Raw genomic sequence first — 18,130 nt, forward strand, 5'->3', positions numbered from 1 at the left:
CGATGAGGTCGGTACTGACAACGCAAAACCTAAAGGTCACCCATGACCCGCCCGGCAAACCCGAACACCCGCCGATGCCCGGCCAGGTCCACCAGCTCCACCTCCCGACTCTGCCCCGGCTCGAAGCGCACCGCGGTGCCGGCGGGAATGTTCAGGCGCATGCCGCGACTGGCGGCGCGATCGAACGTCAGGGCGTCGTTGGTTTCGAAAAAGTGATAGTGCGAACCGACCTGGATCGGCCGGTCGCCACTGTTGGCGACGGTCAGGCTGAGGGTGCGGCGGCCGGCATTGAGCTCGATGTCGCCCGACTGGATCTGATATTCACCGGGAATCATCAATGGGCCCCCTGGAGAATCTTGTAATAGAGCGCGGTGGGTTTGTAGCGACCGTTGGGGTCGCAGGCGTAATCGGGGATTTCACCGGCGCGGGTGTAGCCCAGCGTCTTGTAGAAATCTTCGGCGGGGGAGCCGGCCTCGGTGTCGAGATAGAGCATGCCGCGCTTGTGTTGCAGGGCCGCCTGTTCCAGCGCCGCCATCAACTGCTGACCCAGGCCACGGCGCCGTGCGTGTTCGCGCACCAGCATCTTCTGCACTTCGGCACGGTTCAGGCCGTTGGCTTTCTGGCACAGACCGAGCTGCACGCTGGCCTGCACCTGTTCATCCTTGACCACCACCCAAAGCAACACATGGCCTTTCTTCAGGTTGTCCTGGACTTCATCGAAATACGCATGGGCCTGGTTGGCGTCCAGATCGGCCATGAAGCCAACGCTGGCGCCATAACCGACGGCATCGAGCAGCAGGTCAATCAAACCCTGACGATAGTGCGCAAAGCTTTCAACATTGACGCGTCGCAGTTGGGCGGGGTTCATAGGGTGTCACTCCTTGCTGGCCAGTGGAGGTTCGGCGCCAGGATTGAGGGTCAGTTGCATGAAGGTCAGGTCCAGCCAGCGACCGAACTTGATGCCGACCTGCGGCATCTGCCCGGTGGTGATGAAACCGATGCGCTCGTGCAGGCGAATGGACGCGGCGTTGCCGCTTTCGATGGCGGCGACCATCACGTGTTTGCCGCAGCCTTTGGCGCGCTCGATCAGCACGTCCATCAGCTTGGGACCCAGGCCGTTGCCGCGCTGGTCGCTGCGCACGTAGACCGAGTGCTCGACCGTGTGGCGAAAGCCCTCGAACGGCCGCCAGTCGCCGAAGGAGGCGTAGCCCAGCACGGTGTTTTCAGCGTCGACGATCACCAGGATCGGATAGGCCTGGGCCTGGCGGGCGTCGAACCAGGCCTGGCGGTTGCCGAGGTCCACGGGTTGTTCGTTCCAGATCGCGGTGGTGTTGAGCACGGCGTCGTTGTAGATGTCGCGCAGGGCCGGCAGATCGGCGGGTACGGCATCGCGGATGGTGTAGGTCATGAGGGTGTCTCAGGCAATCGGTTGATGGACGGTGACCAGTTTGGTGCCGTCGGGAAAGGTGGCTTCGACCTGGATCTCCGGGATCATTTCCGGGATGCCTTCCATTACTTGATCGCGATCCAGCAGGGTAGTGCCGTAGTGCATCAGCTCGGCCACGGTCTGGCCGTCACGGGCGCCTTCGAGCAGCGCCGCGGAAATATAGGCCATGGCCTCCGGATAATTGAGCTTCAAACCGCGAGCCAGCCGCCGCTCGGCCACGAGGCCGGCGGTGAAGATCAGCAGCTTGTCTTTTTCACGTGGGGTCAGGTCCATCGTTGAAAATCCATCTCGGCATATAAGAAATCGTAAGCGAATCGTTTTCTGTAGCATCTGGCGAAGCCTGCGTCCGGCTGCGAAGCAGTCGTGAAATCAGCCAACGCGGTGATTCAGGCAGACCTCGCATTCATGTTTTGCGGCTGCTTCGCAGCCGGACGCAGGCTTCGCCAGCTGCTACATCGATTGTGTGCAACGGCATGTCAGGTGCTCCATATTCGCGGCGGGACGGCTTCGCGGCCGAGCAGGGCCGGCCTGAGCAGTCGCCACAATTCAATCAACCAGCCGCGCGCCAACAGCGCCTCTCTGGCCAGGCAGCGGGCAACCAGCAACCCCGGCAACTGAGTCAGATCCCCACGCACCTCATTGGGCAGCGAACGACACTGTTCCAACAGTTCGCTCTCAATCTCGCCCGTCACCAACAGGGTCGCAAACACCGGCTGCCCGTCCAGGCCAATGGGCGAGTCGAGCAACCCGTCACCGCCGACAATGCGCTGACGCTCATGCCAGAGCAACCGACCGTTGCGGCGGATATCCAGCTGTGCCTGAAAATGCCCGCTGTCAAAGCGTTCTCCGCTGGCCGGACGACCCAGGGCCACCACGTCCCAATAGAACAACCGGGCATCGCCTTCAAGGTCGATGCAGGTGCGCAACTCTGCCTGGGCTGCACTGAAAACGATCGTCTCCTGAGGCAACCATTCCAGTGTGGCACCGGCCGCCACTTTCAAGGCCAGGCGCTGATACGCGGCGCTTGCGGCGCGATACCACTTGGCGGCGCCGGGGCTGGTGATCTGTGCCCAGGCGTCGCGGCCGACGCTGGCTGAAATGTCCAGGCGATCACCCCCGGCGATACCGCCCGGCGGATGGACGATGATGTGCTGGCACACCTCGGGCCCTTCGGCATACAGATGCTTCTGCACCCGCAGCGGCCCCTTGTGCCGACGCTGAACCGGACGCGTGCTGTCGCCGAATCGGGCGTAGCCCAGATCCAGCTCGGCGTGCCAGCTGGGGGTGAACAAGGCGCCGGAAGCGGGAAGAGTCATGGTGAGTGCTTGTGGTGGGCTTGTTCGAGCGGTTGCAAAGGCTATGCCGCAGGCCGGAATGCGAATGCCCTTGTAGCAGCTGGCGAAGCCTGCGTCCGGCTGCGAAGGCTTCGCCAGCTGCTACAGGGATCGTGGTTTGGCTTGGGCGGGAGGATGGCTGCTGATCTTTGGGTGCACCAGAACGAGGCGTCTTGCGGTGTGTGATGCAACAAAATGGTTCACGAGCTTAGATCGTGACCAGCCCGCGCACACCCTCGGTTTCCATGTTTTCACCACGCCCCTGCTGCACGATTTCACCACGGGACATCACCAGATACTGGTCAGCCAGTTCCGCCGCGAAATCATAAAACTGCTCCACCAGCAGAATCGCCATGTCGCCCCGGGCTGCGAGTTTCTTGATCACCGCGCCGATCTCCTTGATCACCGACGGCTGGATGCCCTCGGTAGGTTCATCAAGGATCAGCAGGCGCGGGCGGCTGGCCAGTGCGCGGCCGATGGCGAGTTGCTGTTGTTGGCCGCCGGACAGGTCGCCGCCGCGTCGGTGTTTCATCTGCAGCAGCACCGGGAACAGCTCGTAGATGAAGGCCGGGACTTCCTTGGCTTCGCTGCCGGGAAAGCGCGACAGGCCCATCAGCAGGTTTTCTTCCACGGTCAGCCGGCCGAAGATTTCCCGGCCCTGGGGCACGTAGGCGATCCCGGCGTGGACCCGTTGGTGTGGCTTGAAGCTGGTGATAGGCTTGCCCTCCCAGTTCACCGCGCCTTCCCTGGCGGGCAACAGGCCCATCAGGCACTTGAGCAGGGTGGTCTTGCCCACGCCGTTGCGCCCGAGCAGGCAGGTGACTTCGCCGACCTTCACGTCGAAGCTCAGGCCGCGCAGGATGTGGCTTCCGCCGTAGTATTGGTGCAGTTTTTCGACTTGCAGCATGTCAAAATTCCTTCTGTTCCACGCAGAACCCTGTGGGAGCTGGCTTGCCAGCGATCGCGGTGGATCAGCCAACATTCATGTTGCGGGTGCCGGCCCCATCGCTGGCAAGCCAGCTCCCACAGTTTTTGTGTTCGCAAATCTCAGCGACCGAGATAAACCTCGATCACCCGCTCATTGTCCTGCACCTGTTCCAGCGACCCTTCGGCCAGCACGCTGCCCTGGTGCAACACGGTGACGTGGTCGGCAATCGAGCCGACGAAGCCCATGTCGTGTTCCACCACCATCAGCGAATGCTTGCCCGCCAGGGACTTGAACAGCTCGGCGGTGAATTCAGTCTCGGCGTCGGTCATGCCTGCCACCGGTTCGTCGAGCAGCAGCAGTTGCGGGTCCTGCATCAGCAACATGCCGATTTCCAGGAACTGCTTCTGCCCGTGGGAGAGCAGGCCGGCCGGGCGATTGACCGAGGTGCCCAGGCGAATGGTCTCCAGCACGTCGCTGATGCGATCTTTCTGTTCACCACTCAGGCGAGCCCGCAGACTGGCCCACACCGACTTGTCGGTTTTCTGCGCCAGCTCCAAGTTCTCGAACACGCTCAGGGCCTCGAACACCGTTGGCTTCTGGAACTTGCGGCCGATGCCGGCCTGAGCGATTTGCACTTCGCTCATCTGCGTCAGGTCCAGGGTTTCGCCGAACCAGGCCTTGCCTTGGCTGGGGCGAGTCTTGCCGGTGATCACGTCCATCAGTGTGGTCTTGCCTGCGCCATTGGGGCCGATGATGCAGCGCAGCTCGCCGACGCCGATGTACAGGTTCAAATCATTGAGCGCCTTGAAACCGTCGAAGCTGACGCTGATGTCTTCCAGGGTCAGGATGGTGCCGTGACGCGTATCCAGGCCGGGACCGACGCGCTGGCCGAGGCCGATGGCATCGCGACTGCTGCCCGCATCCTTGTTCGGCTGCGGTGGATAAAAGACCGGTTCGAGCATGAACTCACCGGTGGCCAGGGTTCTCATTGTTCACCTCTCTTTTCCAAAGGCCGCTTTTCCAAAGGCCGCTTTTTCAACAGACCGATCACGCCTTTAGGCAGGTACAGGGTCACGACGATGAACAACGCACCGAGGAAGAACAGCCAGTATTCGGGGAAGGCCACGGTGAACCAGCTCTTCATGCCGTTGACCACGCCTGCGCCGAGCAGCGGCCCGATCAGGGTGCCGCGACCGCCGAGTGCCACCCAGACGGCGGCTTCGATGGAGTTGGTCGGTGACATTTCACTCGGGTTGATGATGCCCACCTGCGGCACGTACAGCGCGCCGGCCAGACCGCACAACACCGCACTCAACACCCACACGAACAGCTTGAAGCCCCGCGGGTCGTAGCCGCAGAACATCAGGCGATTCTCCGCGTCGCGCAGGGCCGTCAGCACTCGGCCGAACTTGCTCTGTGCAAGACGCCAGCCGATGTACAGGCTGGTCACCAGCAACAACACCGTGGCCAGGAACAGCACCGCGCGGGTGCCCGGTTCGGCGATGCCGAAGCCGAGAATCGTGCGGAAATTGGTGAAGCCGTTGTTACCGCCAAACCCGGTCTCGTTGCGAAAGAACAGCAGCATTGCGGCGAAGGTCAGGGCCTGAGTCATGATCGAGAAATACACGCCCTTGATCCGCGAGCGGAAGGCGAAGAAACCGAACACCAGCGCCAGCAACCCCGGTGCCAGGACCACCAGGCACATGGCCCAGAGAAAGCTGCTGGTACCCGTCCAGTACCAAGGCAACTCGGTCCACGACAGGAATGTCATGAACGCCGGCAAGCCATCGCCCGACGCCTGGCGCATCAGGTACATGCCCATCGCGTAACCGCCGAGGGCGAAGAACAGGCCGTGGCCGAGGGACAGGAGACCTGCGTATCCCCAGACCAGGTCCAGCGCCAGGGCGACGATGGCATAACAAAGGATCTTGCCCACCAGCGTCAGGGTGTAGGCCGAAACATGCAGCGCGCTGTCCGCCGGCAACAGCGACAGCAGTGGCAACGCCAGCAACAAGGCGAGGACTACGACGCCGACGGCTATGGTGACTTTGGGGCCGGCCTTTTGCGTGGCCGTGACCAATAGAGGCTGATTCATCAGTCGATCACCCTTCCCTTGAGTGCGAAGAGACCTTGCGGACGTTTCTGGATGAACAGAATGATCAGCGCGAGGATGAGGATCTTGCCGAGTACGGCACCGATCTGCGGTTCGAGAAACTTGTTGGCGATGCCCAGCCCGAAGGCCGCGAACACGCTACCGGCCAATTGACCGACACCACCGAGCACCACCACCAGGAACGAGTCGATGATGTAGCTCTGGCCGAGGTCCGGGCCGACGTTGCCGATCTGGCTCAGCGCCACGCCACCGAGGCCGGCGATGCCCGAGCCGAGGCCGAAGGCGAGCATGTCGACGCGCCCGGTGGGCACGCCGCAGCAGGCGGCCATGTTGCGGTTCTGGGTGACCGCGCGCACGTTCAGGCCCAGGCGGGTCTTGTTCAGCAACAGCCAGGTCAGCACCACGACAAACAGGGCGAAGGCGATGATGACGATGCGGTTGTACGGCAGCACCAGGTTGGGCAGCACCTGAATCCCGCCCGACAGCCACGCCGGGTTGGCCACCTCGACGTTCTGCGCGCCGAACACCAGGCGCACCAGCTGAATCAGCATCAGGCTGATGCCCCAGGTGGCGAGCAGGGTTTCCAGGGGACGACCGTAGAGGTGACGAATCACCGTGCGCTCCAGCGCCATGCCGATGGCGGCGGTGACGAAGAACGCCACGGGCAGCGCGATCAACGGATAGAACTCGATGGCCTGTGGGGCGAAGCGCTGGAACATCAGCTGCACCACGTAGGTTGTGTAGGCGCCGAGCATCAGCATCTCGCCGTGGGCCATGTTGATCACCCCGAGCAGGCCGAAGGTGATCGCCAGACCCAGAGCGGCGAGCAACAGGATCGAACCCAGAGACATGCCGCTGAAAGCCTGGCCGAGGAGTTCGCCCATCAGCAGTTTGCGTTTGACCTGGGCGAGGCTGGTTTCCACGGCGGTGCGCACAGTGGCGTCGGTTTCGGCGCCGGGTTCCAGCAGGCTTTCGAGGCGGGTGCGGGCGAGCGGGTCACCGGTTTCGCCGAGCAGGCGCACGGCGGCAAGACGTATCGCCGGGTCGGCGTCCACCAGTTGCAGATTGGCCAGGGCCAGGCTCAGGGCGGCGTGGACGTTTTCATCGGTTTCGCCGGCGAGTTGCCGGTCGAGGAATTTCAGCTGCGCGGGTTTCGCGCTTTTCTGCAATTGCTGCGCGGCGGCCAGACGCAGTTTGGCGTCGGCGGCGAGCAACTGGTGGCTGGCCAGGGCAGTGTCGATCAGACCGCGCAGGCGGTTGTTCAGACGCAGGGTTTTCGGCTGGCCATCGACGGTCATTTCGCCTTGTTGCAGGGCGTTGATCAGTTCGATGCGCGCAGGGTCGGGTTGTGCGGCCCAGGCTTCCAGGAGTCTGGCTTGCTGGGTGGGGTTGGCGGCGACGAAGTCTTCGGCGTCGCCCGCAAAAGTGGCCATCGGCAGCAAAAGTGCGATGGCAAGAATGAAGCGATAAAGGGCAGTGGACATAGACAGTCGCCTTGACGCGGACATTGTGGGAGCTGGCTTGCCAGCGATGCAGGCGACTCGGTGTGTTTGATGTACCGAGGTGATGCCATCGCTGGCAAGCCAGCTCCCACAGGGAATTGTGTCGGGCATGAGCACGGTGTTCACACCCGACATCCAATGGCTCAGTTGCTCTTCACCGCATACTCCGGCTTCTTGTCGTTACCCGGGATGAACGGGCTCCACGGCTGGGCGCGCAGCGGCCCTTCGGTCTGCCAGACGACGTTGAACTGACCGTCGGCCTGAATCTCGCCGATCATCACCGGCTTGTGCAGGTGATGGTTGGTCTTGTCCATGGTCAGGGTGTAGCCCGACGGGGCGGCGAAGGTCTGGCCGGCGAGGGCTTCGCGGACCTTGTCGACGTCGGTGGACTTGGCTTTTTCCGCCGCCTGCGCCCACATGTGAATGCCCACGTAGGTGGCTTCCATCGGATCGTTGGTCACCGCTTTGTCGGCGCCCGGCAGGTTGTGTTTCTTCGCGTAGGCCTTCCAGTCATCGACGAACTTCTTGTTCACCGGATTCTCCACCGACTCGAAGTAGTTCCACGCCGCAAGGTTGCCCACCAGCGGCTTGGTGTCGATGCCGCGCAGTTCTTCTTCGCCCACCGAGAACGCCACCACCGGAACGTCTGTGGCCTTCAGGCCCTGGTTGGCCAGCTCTTTGTAGAACGGCACGTTGGAGTCGCCGTTGACCGTGGAGATGACCGCGGTCTTGCCGCCGGCCGAGAACTTCTTGATGTTGGCGACGATGGTTTGATAGTCGCTGTGGCCGAACGGGGTGTAGACCTCTTCGATGTCCTTGTCGGCCACGCCCTTGGAATGCAGGAACGAGCGCAGGATCTTGTTGGTGGTGCGCGGGTAGACGTAGTCGGTGCCCAGCAGGAAGTAGCGCTTGGCGCCGCCGCCTTCCTCACTCATCAGGTATTCCACGGCCGGGATAGCCTGCTGGTTCGGCGCGGCGCCGGTGTAGAACACGTTCGGCGACATCTCTTCGCCTTCGTACTGCACCGGGTAGAACAGCAGGCCGTTGAGTTCCTCGAACACCGGCAGCACCGATTTGCGCGACACGGAGGTCCAGCAACCGAACACCACCGCGACCTTGTCCTGGGTCAGCAACTGCCGGCTTTTCTCGGCGAACAGCGGCCAGTTCGAGGCCGGGTCCACGACCACAGGCTCCAGCATCTTGCCGTTGACGCCACCCTTGGCGTTGATCTCGTCGATGGTCATCAAGGCCATGTCCTTGAGCGACGTTTCGGAGATCGCCATGGTCCCGGACAACGAATGCAGAATCCCGACCTTGATGGTTTCGGCGGCCTGGACAGTCCAGGTCAACCCCATTGCGGCAATGCTGGCCGAGAGCGTGAAAGCCTTGATCAAACTGCGACGCTTCATTGTGCGATCTCCATGAACGTTTAATTTTTCTGGTTGGCAGATGCGGACGACTGAAGGGTCTTTAGCAAGGGCTGTGCCCGGTTTTGAGAAGGTGTTGAAGTGCCGGTTTAGAGCGGTTGTGCGGGTGGGCGGCGCACCATGAAGGGACGAGGTCGGTGCAGTGGTGCGCCGCGCTGCGCCACGTTGGGGCGCAGATCTGTCGGCTTGCATGTAACCTGTGGGAGCGGGCTTGCCCGCGATGGCGGTGGGTCTGTGACGATGATGTCGGACATGCCGGCCTCATCGCGGACAAGCCTGCTCCCACAGGTTCTGAGACGTATGTATCAGCGGCGACGCATCAGACCGATGAAGAACAGACCGCCGATGGCGGCGGTGGCAACACCGATGGGCAAGTCTTCCGGGGCGATCATCGTTCGTGCGGCAACGTCTACCCAAACGAGAAACAGGCTGCCGATCAATACGCACACTGGCAGCAGTCGACGGTGTTCGGCTCCGACCAGCCGCCGCGCAATATGCGGCACCATCAGCCCGACAAAACCGATGGAGCCGCTGATGGACACAAGCACTCCAGTCATCAGCGAGGCAATCACAAACACCCACAACCGCACCGTTCGAGCGTTCAACCCCAGCGTCACAGCCGTCTGTTCGCCCGTCATCAAGGCGTTCAACGACCTGGCCATACCCAGCAGCAAGACCAAGCCGAGCAATACACTGACAGCCGGTACGGCGAGCAATTCCCAGCGCGCCAGCCCGAGACCGCCGAGCATCCAGAACATCACCGCGGAGCTGGCGCGGTGATCGCCGAGAAACAGCAACAGGTTGGCAATCGCCATCATCACGAACGACACCGCCACGCCGCATAGCAGCAGACGATCACTGTCCAGGCGGCCATGGCGACTGGCGATTAGCAATACCATCAGCATGCTCAACAGGGCACCGATGAAGGCGGCGATGGGCAAGGTCAGCAGGCCGACGATTTCCCCCACATGCAGCACCACGATCACCGCGCCCAGGGTCGCGCCAGAGGTGACGCCGAGCAAGTGCGGATCAGCCAGCGGGTTGCGCGTTACGGCTTGCAGCACCGCACCGATCAACGCCAATCCGGCACCGACCAGTGCACCGAGCAGCATGCGCGGCACACGGATCAGCCAGACAATGTGCTCCTGTCCGGCGCTCCAGTCGGGCACGCCGAAACCGAACAGCTTGTGCAGCAGTATTCGCCAGACCACGTCCACCGGCACCCGCGCCGGACCAAAACCCAGCGACACCACACACGACACCAGCAACAGCGCGCCGAGGGCCATCAGTAACAACGTATAGCGACGATCGATCATCCGCCGTGGAAACCCTTGGCGAGGGTTTGCACCGCCAGCACATTGTCGATCCCGGGCGTGGCTTGTACGTAGGGGATCACGATAAAGCGCTGGTGCCTGATCGCATCCACCGATTGCAGCGCTTTGTTGTTGCGCAGGAATTCAATTTTCTGTTCGGCGCTCACTTCACCGTAATCGACGATCACGATCACCTGCGGATTGCGTTCGACCACGTTCTCCCAGTTGACCCGGGTCCAGCTCGCCTCGACATCGTCAAGCACGTTGCGTCCGCCAGCGGCATCGATCAGCGCTTGTGGCATGCCCAGGCGACCCGAGGTCATGGCGCGGTCTTCGCCGCTGTCGTACAGGAACACCCGTGGCTTGTCGGCGGGCAGGTTTTTGCCAACCACTGCGACTTGCATCTGCATCTGGCTGATCAGGGCATTGGCGCGATCCTGCACGTCGAAGATTTTCCCGAGGTTGCGCAGGTCGTTGTAAGTGTCCTCCAGCGTGGCTGGTGGGCGCTTCATCACGAAGGCGCAGGACTCGGTCAATTCGTAGACGTTGATGCCCAGCGGTTGCAGGGTCTGCGGCGTGAGATCGCCACCCACGCGCATGCCGTAATCCCAGCCGGCGAAGAAGAAGTCGACGTTGGCATCGAGCAGGGTTTCCACCGACGGGTACTTGGCCGCCAGCTCCGGCAAGCCGTCGAGGATGCTGTGCATTTGCGGCGTTACAGACTTCCAGCCGGACACGCCGCTGTAGCCGGCCATCTGCGGCTTGAGTCCGAGGGCGAGCATCATCTGGGTCATGTTGATGTCGTGGCTGACCGCGTGTTTCGGTGCCTGTTGGAAGGTCACTTCGCGGTTGCAGCTCTGGATCGTCAGCGGGTAGTGCGTCGCCTCGGCAAAGGCTTGGGCGCTGCCCAGCAACAGGGAAAGGTTGAGCAGGAAACGCAAAATCATGGTTGGGTTATCCAGGTAATTCTTGGGTAGCCGTGCAAGGGGTGCTCATCGATCAGGGCATCGACACCGAATACATTGCGCAGCAACGCGGTGGTCAGAACGTCTTTCGGTGAGCCGCTGGCAACGATGCGGCCGTGGTCGATCACATACAGTCGATCACAGAAGGCGGCGGCTAGATTGAGGTCGTGAATGCTCGCCAGGGTGCCGATCTTCAGGCGTTTGACCAGCTGCAACAGCTCCAGCTGATAACGCGGGTCGAGGTGGTTGGTCGGTTCGTCGAGGATCAGCAGTTGAGGCTGCTGGGCCAGGGCGCGGGCGAGGATCACGCGCTGTTTCTCGCCGCCGGAGAGGGGGGAGAAAGCGTGGTCTTCGAAGCCCTTCAGGCCAACGGAATCCAGCGCCTGGGTCACGAGATTTCGGTCTTCGAGGGTGTCGCCGTCAAACAGGCCTTTGTGCGGCGTGCGCCCCATGGCGACCACCTCTTCTACGGTCAGGCCAAAGGCCTCGGGAAACTCCTGCAATACCACGGCGATCCGTTGCGCGCACCAGCGTGAGGCGTGTTGCCAGACGTTGTGATGATCAAGCATGACCTTGCCGCTTTCCGGTTTGCTGAAACGCCAGGCGCAACGCAGCAGGCTGGTCTTGCCGCTGCCGTTCGGCCCGATCAAGCCGACGAATTCACCGGCGGCCACCTGCAGCGAGGCATCACGCAGCTGGAATTGATGATGACAGTGGCCGTGGCCCAAGGGAGACCAAGTGAGGTTTGTGAGGTTCAGCGAGGTCATGCAGTTGCTCTTGAGGTGCAGATGATGGCCTCATCGCGGGCAAGCCCTGCTCCCACAGGTTTTATGTCAAACACAACAATTGCGTTCGACACAAACCCTGTGGGAGCAAGGCTTGCCCGCGATGGCGGTATTGGCAGCACTAAATTGTCAGGGTGATGCGCGGGGGAGTTTACAGCTCATCAAGTGCCGCGCATCTCGCCTGTTTCATGATGAAGTTGAAGCGCTCTCAGTTTGCCGGGTGAAGCGCGACAGCAGCAGCTTGTCGAGCACCCAGACCACCACCAGCGAAGCCCCCACCAGCGGGAAGGCCACTGCCAGGGCGAACATGATCACCATCGCGGTTTTCCATTTCGGCAGGTCATGACGCAGTGGCGGCACGCCGAACTTGCCTTGCGGGCGACGCTTCCACCAGATCACCACGCCGCTGACGGCGCTGAGCAGAATCATCAGGCAGATCAGCAGCACGATGATCTGATTGACCACACCGAACATCTTGCCTTCATGCAGCATCACGCCGATTTCCGTGGCGCGGGCGACGGTGCCGTATTGCTCGAAACGCACATCGGCCAGGACCTTGCCGCTGTACTGATCGACATGCAGGGTGGCGTCGTTGCGCGGGTCATCGGCGAATACCGCGATGGTGAACACACCGGTGGCGGTGGTCGGCATCGTGATGCTGTAACCCGGTTCGACCTTGCTCCGGGTGGCGATGTTCTGCACATCCTGCAGGCGGATGGTCGGCGCCGCGGGACCGGCGTGTGCTCCATCGTGACTCATGTGCTCGGCATGGTCGCCGGACATCGGCATCGGCGTGTTTTCCATGGCCCAAGGCACGGTCTGGCGGTGGGCTTCGTTGAGGCTGCGCGCTTCGACATCGGACTTGGGCACGTTGTCCCACATCGCTGCCGGGAAGACGTTCCACACCGCGGCGTATTGCGCACCCCAGAAGCCGGTCCAGGTCATGCCGCTGAGCAGCATCACCAGCAGCAGCGAAGCGCCCCAGAAGCCGGTGACGGCATGCAAATCACGCCACAGCACCCGTCCGCGGCTGCTCAGGCGCGGCCACAAAATGCCGGCGGCCTGACCGCGCGGCCACCACAGGAAGACCCCGGACACCACCAGCACCACACCCCAGCCGGCGGCCATTTCCACCAGGCGGTCGCCGACGGTGCCGATCATCAACTCGCCGTGAATCGCCCGGGCGATGGCCTGCAGGTTCTTCTTCGCGTCCTGTTCGCCGAGGATGTCGCCGTGGTAGGGATCAAGAAATACGTTCAGCTCCTTGCCGCTGTCGAGCACGACGAACTGTGCGCTGCGTTCGGCGTCGACCGGTGGCAGGTACTGTTTGATCGTGCCTTGCGGATAGGCGTCTTTCACGCGCTTGAGCAAATCATCGGCGGGGATGGTGTGATGGCCGGCCGGTACGTTCAGCAGGCTGCTGTACATCAATGAATCGAGTTGAGGCTTGAACAGGTAAATGGTGCCGGTCAGGGCCAGCATCACCATGAATGGCGCCACGAACAGGCCGGCATAGAAATGCCAGCGCCAGGCGAGATTGTAGAAATTCACTTTGGGCTGTTTCATCACGTGTGCTCCGCGAAAGCTTGGATCTTTTAGTTATGGGGCGCGGGATTACGTGTTGATCGGCGGGGCGCGGGTGCGGGCGCCGGGAAAGAAGGCTGTCCGGGCATGGCCCAGGCGGGGGGAGGGTGTTGTGTAGGTGCTTGCCGGTGGCGTGTCGAATGCCGTGAAGGACGCGCCGCCGGTCAGGGCCGGGCAGTTGAACAACAGGCTGCAATAACCGCATTTTTCCCACAGGGCATGATGGCCGGCGTGGGGCGGGCAGTGTTCGGCATCGGGTTGCGCGTCGTGCTCGGCGTGATCCATCGCCGGCATGTCCATCGACATGCTCATGGCCATGGTCGTGGCGTGCGAGTCCATCGGCATCGACTGGGAAACCAGCGGGCCGATGAAGATCATCAACATGGCGAACAGGCTGATCCAGCTGCCGCGTGTCAGGCTCGATGACTGACGACGGGGGCTGCATGACCTGGCGCTAAGCGGGCGCATGAGCGTTGTCTGCTCTGTCGGTTACTGGGCGTGGGCGTGTTTTTCGCCGTCTTGTGGCGCCTGCTTCTGCACCACCACCTCAACCTTCACGTCGCCGGCTTTCTCGAAGTGCAGGGTCATCGGGAAGCGTTTACCGTCGGTCAGCAGGCTGCGGTCTTTCAGGTTCAGCAGCATCACGTGATAGGCCATGGGGGCAAAGGTCACCTCGCCGCCAGCGGGGATATCCACGGCTGGAACGTGCTGCATCTTCATCACGTCGTTCTGCATCACGTGCTCATGCAATTGCGCGTCGCCGGAAATCGGCGAGTCGACGCTGAGCAGGCGGTCGGCTGTCTTGCCTTCGTTGTGGATCACGAAATAAGCCGCGACGTTCGGCGCGTTGGGCGGCAGTTCCTGGGACCACGGATGCGCGATCTCCAGTTCCCCGGCCTTGTATTCGTGGGCATTGGCAAAGCAGGCAGGCAGCAACAGGGCGGCCATAACGATGAGTTTGTTCAGCATGATGGTTCTCCAGAGTGATTCGAGACGCAGATCAATTGCGGGTAGGAATCACACCAGAGGGGAGGCGCGGGGGTTCAGGCTGGGCCATTGCTGGCGGGGTGTCGGTGTATCGAGTGAGGCGGGAGGCAGGCTTCGATTGGACTCGAACTGCGCGAAATACAGCTGCGGTACATGCCCGGGCAGCGCCACCACTGGCGCCGAGCCGGAACAGCACCAACAATGCTGCATGTTGGAATGATCGTCGCCTTGCGGCGCCTTCTGCTCGATATCCCCCAGGGATATCGCCACCATCTTGCTGCCGCCGGACGTACAGAAACTGCCCCACAACAACTGCTCGACCGGAGATTTCGTCGACTGCGACATCGCACCACTCATCGGCATGGCGAGCAAATTGAACAGCACTGCGAAGCAGGCTATCCAGGCAATTGCAAGCCGTTGACGGGACATGGGGCAGTTCCGGTTCAGTGGGTGGTCAAGCGCGGCAATTTAGCCTGACCATGCCGATAAGTAAAAAAACGCCGTGCGGTATGGTGTCGCAGAACGTTTCCATAGCTTAGATGATAGCGGTGAATTGCAGATTGCCAGTATTGGTTGAGCTTTGTTCAGAATTGCCTGCACCGATTCCAGACTCAACCGCAGAACCCTGTGGGAGCGTGTTGTACGCCGCCCCTTTGTAGCAGCTGCCGAAGGCTGCGTCCGACTGCGCAGCAGTCGTGAAGTCAGGCGCCCGGATCTGTCTGGCTCACCGCGTGTGCAGGGCTGGTGACTGCTGCGCAGTCGGGCGCAGGCTTCGCCAGCGGCTACAGGTTATGTGGTGGTTTGTGCTGCGAGTGCGGCCAACAGGTCATGTACCGATCCGAACTCCCGCTCAACCACCGGCAAAACCGGCCGCTTCAACACCAACACTGGCACCCCACGCTCGCGTGCCACTTCCAGCTTCGGCTCCGTCGCGGCGCTGCCGCTGTTTTTGCTGATCAACACGTCGATCTGGCGCCGCTGGAACAGGGCGCGTTCGTCGTCGATCAGGAAAGGGCCGCGGGCGCCGATGACTTCGCAGCGCTCGTTGCCGGGGTATACGTCCAGGGCGCGCAGGGTCCAGAACTGGTTCGCGGGGATTTCGTCGAGATGCTGCAGGGGCTCGCGGCCGAGGGTGAACAGCGGGCGGTGGAAGGGTTTGAGGGCTTCGATCAGTTCGGGCCAGTCGCTGACTTCGCGCCAGTCGTCTCCGGCCTGTGGCTGCCACGCCGGGCGGCGCAGGGCCCAGCAGGGGATGCCGCTCAGGTGTGCGGCCTGTGCGGCGTTGTGGCTGATTTTCGCAGCGTAGGGGTGGGTGGCGTCGAGCAGCAGTTCGATACGCTCGTCGCGAATGAACTGCGCCAGGCCTTCGGCACCGCCGTAACCGCCGACACGTACCTGACAGCTCAGATCCGTCGGCACCCGACCGATACCGGCCAGGCTGTAGATGTGTTCAGGGCCGAGGGTTCGGGCGATGGCCAGTGCCTCGGTCACACCGCCCAGCAACAGAATGCGCTTCATTGAAAATCTCCGACGGGGGGCATGCCGTCTGTAGGACGGGTCAGGGCGCGAGCGGTTTGGTCAGGTCCAGAACGGTGATCGGCAATGCCTGGCGCCAGGTGTCGAAGTCGCCCAACGGTTGCGCCTGGGCGATATGGATACGCGTCAGCTCGCCACCGTGTTTTTCGCGCCAGGCCATCAGGGTCATTTCGCTTTGCAGCGTGACTGCGTTGGCGATCAGTCGGCCGCCGGGTTTCAGGGCGCTCCAGCAGCTGTCCAGTACACCTTCGCGGGTGACGCCGCCGCCAATGAAGATGGCGTCCGGGCGCTCCAGGTCCTCAAGGGCTTGCGGGGCGCGGCCGCGGATCAATTGCAGGCCGGGCACACCGAGGGCTTCGCGGTTGTGTTCGATCAATTGCTGGCGCCCGTCGTCGGACTCGATAGCCAGGGCCCGGCAGCTCGGGTGGGCGCGCATCCATTCGATGCCGATCGAGCCGCTGCCGGCGCCGACGTCCCACAACAGTTCTCCGGGCGTCGGTGCGAGGCGGGCGAGGGTGATTGCCCGCACATCGCGTTTGGTCAGTTGGCCATCGTGCTTGAACGCGCTGTCCGGCAACCCGGCCAGGCGCGACAGGCGTGGTGCTCCGGGGTCGGCAATGCAGTCGATGGCGATCAGGTTCAAATCGGCAACGGCGCCGTCACTCCAGTCGCTGGCGGTGCCGTCGATCCGCCGTTCGGCTTCACCGCCCAGGTGTTCGAGCACGGACAGGCGGCTCGGGCCGAAACCGCGCTCGCGCAGCAGTGCGGCAACGGCGGCGGGGCTGCTGCCGTCATTGCTCAGCACCAGCAGACGCTGGCCGCTTGCCAACTGGGCATTGAGCGCGGCGACAGGACGGGCCACCACCGACAGGGTGACCACGTCTTGCAGCGGCCAACCCATGCGGGCGGCGGCCAGCGAGCAGGAAGAAGGCGCAGGCAGGATCAGCATTTCGTCGCTGGCGACTTGTCGCGCAAGGCTGGCGCCGACGCCGAAGAACATCGGATCGCCACTGGCCAAAACACAGACCGATTCGCCACGACGGGCCAGCACCGGCTCAAGAGAAAAGGGACTGGGCCACAATTGCCGCTCGCCACGGAGGCAGACCGGCAACAGATCCAGCTGCCGCTGCGCGCCAACGATCCGCGACGCCTTGAGCAGAGCGTGCCGCGCATTTTTGCCGAGCCCCTTGAAGCCGTCTTCGCCAATGCCTATCACTGTCAGCCAGGGGGTCATGCTGTTCCTCTTTTCTGTATCGAAGCCAAGTCATCGCCGCGCTGGCGGCCGCGCATCATAGCGTGGAGGGAAAGGCATCCGCCGAAATTGTAGTGGGCCCAGACTCGGATGGCTTGGGGTATCCCCTCGCCACAGGTATGTGGTCGGCTATCTGCGCAGGTCGAACCGCTTCATCACAAGCTCACGACACTTTTTTTCAAGCAGCGTCCTGTTTGTTTCAAGAACACGCTTGTCCAACTTGAGAAAAGCCCGGCTCTGAATGATCTTCGCCTCCTGCTTCTCCAGACTCAAGAACAGAAAACTGCTCTTCCTCGTGTCCGCCACCAATTCAAGATTGAACACCGCTATCTCCAGAAAACCCTTCGCGTCATATCGCGCTGGAATCACCTGAAAACGTTCGCCCATCAAACTTTCCTCATCCAGCGAGCTCAGCGCCGGTTTGTCGGGCTTCAGCGCGTCGAGGGTGTCGATCATCGCGTTGCCCTGGCGGTTGTCCTGCATGCCGTGGGCGCTCTTGACCAGATACTCCGCCACGCTGCTAGACACGTCGTAACGGGTGCGAGTGTGAATGGCATCCTGAAACACCGACCAGCCCAAAAAATTCAGGGCCGAGACGTATTCGTTCAGCCACGCCGCCGAGTCGGCAAACCGGCTGCTGACCATGTCCGCCGAGCGGGTGGCGATCTGCGTGCAGTGACTGAGGTCGAGATAATCCTGCGGTGAAAGTTCGTCGATACAGGAAACCAGATTGTGCCCGGTCAAAATTCCATTTGAATGCTTGCTGTCCATGAGTTGCTCCGAGATATATGAAGTGAAGTCTTGCCGGCAAAAAGTACAGGCTGATTCACCGGCTTCAAACGAGAGCAATTTGGCGAATTGATTCGGGCTGTCAGTGATTGTTGCAGCGCACTATTCGTCGCCAAGTGCCGCGGGCTTTTCATCCCGGCGGACAAAGCAGGCATAATGCTGCCCTTC

General features: G+C 62.1%; 19 protein-coding genes and 1 pseudogene. All 20 read right to left on the reverse strand.

Going from position 1 to position 18,130, the window contains the following annotated elements; translation table 11 throughout:
- Positions 1-29: 29 nt before the first annotated feature.
- The 20 genes and pseudogenes from HNO86_RS02785 to HNO86_RS02880 all read right to left on the reverse strand — a co-directional run bounded on the left by HNO86_RS02785 (position 30) and on the right by HNO86_RS02880 (position 17,944).
- The gene (locus HNO86_RS02785) at positions 30-335 is read right to left on the reverse strand and encodes an urease subunit beta (protein ID WP_175375502.1); all 306 of its coding nucleotides are present in this window, start codon (positions 333-335) and stop codon (positions 30-32) included.
- A complete protein-coding gene (locus tag HNO86_RS02790; protein ID WP_175375503.1) occupies positions 335-868 on the reverse strand; it encodes a GNAT family N-acetyltransferase in 534 nt (177 codons plus the stop codon). Before HNO86_RS02790 ends, HNO86_RS02785 begins: the two co-directional genes overlap by 1 nt.
- Before the next feature lie 6 nt (positions 869-874).
- Complete coding sequence (locus tag HNO86_RS02795) at positions 875-1,408, reverse strand: GNAT family N-acetyltransferase (protein WP_175375504.1); 534 nt, start codon at positions 1,406-1,408, stop codon at positions 875-877.
- A gap of 9 nt (positions 1,409-1,417) precedes the next feature.
- Complete coding sequence (ureA, locus tag HNO86_RS02800) at positions 1,418-1,720, reverse strand: urease subunit gamma (protein WP_175375505.1); 303 nt, start codon at positions 1,718-1,720, stop codon at positions 1,418-1,420.
- 203 nt (positions 1,721-1,923) lie between these two features.
- Positions 1,924-2,763 carry an urease accessory protein UreD gene (locus HNO86_RS02805; protein ID WP_175375506.1) on the reverse strand — a complete coding sequence of 280 codons (840 nt, stop codon included), beginning with the start codon at positions 2,761-2,763 and terminating at the stop codon, positions 1,924-1,926.
- 226 nt (positions 2,764-2,989) lie between these two features.
- The gene (gene urtE / locus HNO86_RS02810; RefSeq protein WP_175375507.1) at positions 2,990-3,688 is read right to left on the reverse strand and encodes an urea ABC transporter ATP-binding subunit UrtE; all 699 of its coding nucleotides are present in this window, start codon (positions 3,686-3,688) and stop codon (positions 2,990-2,992) included.
- 140 nt (positions 3,689-3,828) lie between these two features.
- Positions 3,829-4,698 (reverse strand): urea ABC transporter ATP-binding protein UrtD, encoded by an 870-nt coding sequence (gene urtD, locus HNO86_RS02815; protein WP_175375508.1) that lies wholly within the window; start codon positions 4,696-4,698, stop codon positions 3,829-3,831.
- A complete protein-coding gene (gene urtC, locus HNO86_RS02820; protein WP_175375509.1) occupies positions 4,695-5,804 on the reverse strand; it encodes an urea ABC transporter permease subunit UrtC in 1,110 nt (369 codons plus the stop codon). The genes urtD and urtC overlap by 4 nt, the downstream gene beginning before the upstream one ends.
- Complete coding sequence (urtB, locus tag HNO86_RS02825; RefSeq protein ID WP_175375510.1) at positions 5,804-7,306, reverse strand: urea ABC transporter permease subunit UrtB; 1,503 nt, start codon at positions 7,304-7,306, stop codon at positions 5,804-5,806. Before urtB ends, urtC begins: the two co-directional genes overlap by 1 nt.
- Positions 7,307-7,467: 161 nt before the next feature.
- A complete protein-coding gene (gene urtA, locus HNO86_RS02830; protein ID WP_175375511.1) occupies positions 7,468-8,733 on the reverse strand; it encodes an urea ABC transporter substrate-binding protein in 1,266 nt (421 codons plus the stop codon).
- Positions 8,734-9,056: 323 nt separating this feature from the next.
- Positions 9,057-10,067: an iron ABC transporter permease gene (locus HNO86_RS02835; protein ID WP_175375512.1), complete on the reverse strand. Its 1,011-nt coding sequence runs from the start codon at positions 10,065-10,067 to the stop codon at positions 9,057-9,059.
- Entirely contained in the window at positions 10,064-11,011 is a 948-nt protein-coding gene (locus HNO86_RS02840; RefSeq protein ID WP_175375513.1) for an ABC transporter substrate-binding protein, read from the reverse strand. The genes HNO86_RS02835 and HNO86_RS02840 overlap by 4 nt, the downstream gene beginning before the upstream one ends.
- A 247-nt stretch (positions 11,012-11,258) precedes the next feature.
- Positions 11,259-11,796 (reverse strand): annotated as a pseudogene (locus HNO86_RS02845) (ABC transporter ATP-binding protein); the annotation flags it as partial.
- A gap of 204 nt (positions 11,797-12,000) precedes the next feature.
- On the reverse strand, positions 12,001-13,380 hold the full coding sequence (locus HNO86_RS02850) for a PepSY domain-containing protein (RefSeq protein WP_175375515.1): 1,380 nt from the start codon (positions 13,378-13,380) through the stop codon (positions 12,001-12,003).
- 48 nt (positions 13,381-13,428) lie between these two features.
- Positions 13,429-13,866, reverse strand: coding sequence for a DUF2946 domain-containing protein (locus tag HNO86_RS02855; protein WP_175375516.1), 438 nt, complete (start codon positions 13,864-13,866; stop codon positions 13,429-13,431).
- Between the two features lie 21 nt (positions 13,867-13,887).
- Positions 13,888-14,367, reverse strand: a complete 480-nt coding sequence (locus HNO86_RS02860) for a copper chaperone PCu(A)C (protein ID WP_175375517.1) — start codon at positions 14,365-14,367, stop codon at positions 13,888-13,890.
- A 48-nt stretch (positions 14,368-14,415) separates the two neighbouring features.
- A complete protein-coding gene (locus HNO86_RS02865) occupies positions 14,416-14,814 on the reverse strand; it encodes a DUF2946 domain-containing protein (protein ID WP_175375518.1) in 399 nt (132 codons plus the stop codon).
- 360 nt (positions 14,815-15,174) lie between these two features.
- Positions 15,175-15,903: a cobalt-precorrin-6A reductase gene (locus tag HNO86_RS02870; RefSeq protein WP_175375519.1), complete on the reverse strand. Its 729-nt coding sequence runs from the start codon at positions 15,901-15,903 to the stop codon at positions 15,175-15,177.
- Positions 15,904-15,943: 40 nt separating this feature from the next.
- Positions 15,944-17,155 (reverse strand): precorrin-6y C5,15-methyltransferase (decarboxylating) subunit CbiE, encoded by a 1,212-nt coding sequence (gene cbiE, locus HNO86_RS02875; protein ID WP_175375520.1) that lies wholly within the window; start codon positions 17,153-17,155, stop codon positions 15,944-15,946.
- Between the two features lie 147 nt (positions 17,156-17,302).
- Positions 17,303-17,944, reverse strand: a complete 642-nt coding sequence (locus HNO86_RS02880) for a hypothetical protein (protein WP_175375521.1) — start codon at positions 17,942-17,944, stop codon at positions 17,303-17,305.
- Positions 17,945-18,130: the final 186 nt, after the last annotated feature.

The sequence above is a fragment of the Pseudomonas sp. C1C7 genome, assembly GCF_013359595.1.
In the GTDB taxonomy this organism is placed as follows: Bacteria; Pseudomonadota; Gammaproteobacteria; order Pseudomonadales; family Pseudomonadaceae; genus Aquipseudomonas.

Coding starts and splice junctions, on each gene's coding strand:
- HNO86_RS02805 (WP_175375506.1), bottom strand. CDS start 2,763: ATGACTCTTCCCGCTTCCGGCGCCTTGTTCACCCCCAGCTGGCACGCC.
- urtB (WP_175375510.1), bottom strand. CDS start 7,306: ATGTCCACTGCCCTTTATCGCTTCATTCTTGCCATCGCACTTTTGCTG.
- HNO86_RS02785 (WP_175375502.1), bottom strand. CDS start 335: ATGATTCCCGGTGAATATCAGATCCAGTCGGGCGACATCGAGCTCAAT.
- HNO86_RS02795 (WP_175375504.1), bottom strand. CDS start 1,408: ATGACCTACACCATCCGCGATGCCGTACCCGCCGATCTGCCGGCCCTG.
- HNO86_RS02860 (WP_175375517.1), bottom strand. CDS start 14,367: ATGCTGAACAAACTCATCGTTATGGCCGCCCTGTTGCTGCCTGCCTGC.
- HNO86_RS02880 (WP_175375521.1), bottom strand. CDS start 17,944: ATGGACAGCAAGCATTCAAATGGAATTTTGACCGGGCACAATCTGGTT.
- ureA (WP_175375505.1), bottom strand. CDS start 1,720: ATGGACCTGACCCCACGTGAAAAAGACAAGCTGCTGATCTTCACCGCC.
- urtA (WP_175375511.1), bottom strand. CDS start 8,733: ATGAAGCGTCGCAGTTTGATCAAGGCTTTCACGCTCTCGGCCAGCATT.
- HNO86_RS02840 (WP_175375513.1), bottom strand. CDS start 11,011: ATGATTTTGCGTTTCCTGCTCAACCTTTCCCTGTTGCTGGGCAGCGCC.
- cbiE (WP_175375520.1), bottom strand. CDS start 17,155: ATGACCCCCTGGCTGACAGTGATAGGCATTGGCGAAGACGGCTTCAAG.
- HNO86_RS02790 (WP_175375503.1), bottom strand. CDS start 868: ATGAACCCCGCCCAACTGCGACGCGTCAATGTTGAAAGCTTTGCGCAC.
- HNO86_RS02850 (WP_175375515.1), bottom strand. CDS start 13,380: ATGAAACAGCCCAAAGTGAATTTCTACAATCTCGCCTGGCGCTGGCAT.
- urtE (WP_175375507.1), bottom strand. CDS start 3,688: ATGCTGCAAGTCGAAAAACTGCACCAATACTACGGCGGAAGCCACATC.
- urtD (WP_175375508.1), bottom strand. CDS start 4,698: ATGAGAACCCTGGCCACCGGTGAGTTCATGCTCGAACCGGTCTTTTAT.
- urtC (WP_175375509.1), bottom strand. CDS start 5,804: ATGAATCAGCCTCTATTGGTCACGGCCACGCAAAAGGCCGGCCCCAAA.
- HNO86_RS02855 (WP_175375516.1), bottom strand. CDS start 13,866: ATGCGCCCGCTTAGCGCCAGGTCATGCAGCCCCCGTCGTCAGTCATCG.
- HNO86_RS02835 (WP_175375512.1), bottom strand. CDS start 10,067: ATGATCGATCGTCGCTATACGTTGTTACTGATGGCCCTCGGCGCGCTG.
- HNO86_RS02865 (WP_175375518.1), bottom strand. CDS start 14,814: ATGTCCCGTCAACGGCTTGCAATTGCCTGGATAGCCTGCTTCGCAGTG.
- HNO86_RS02870 (WP_175375519.1), bottom strand. CDS start 15,903: ATGAAGCGCATTCTGTTGCTGGGCGGTGTGACCGAGGCACTGGCCATC.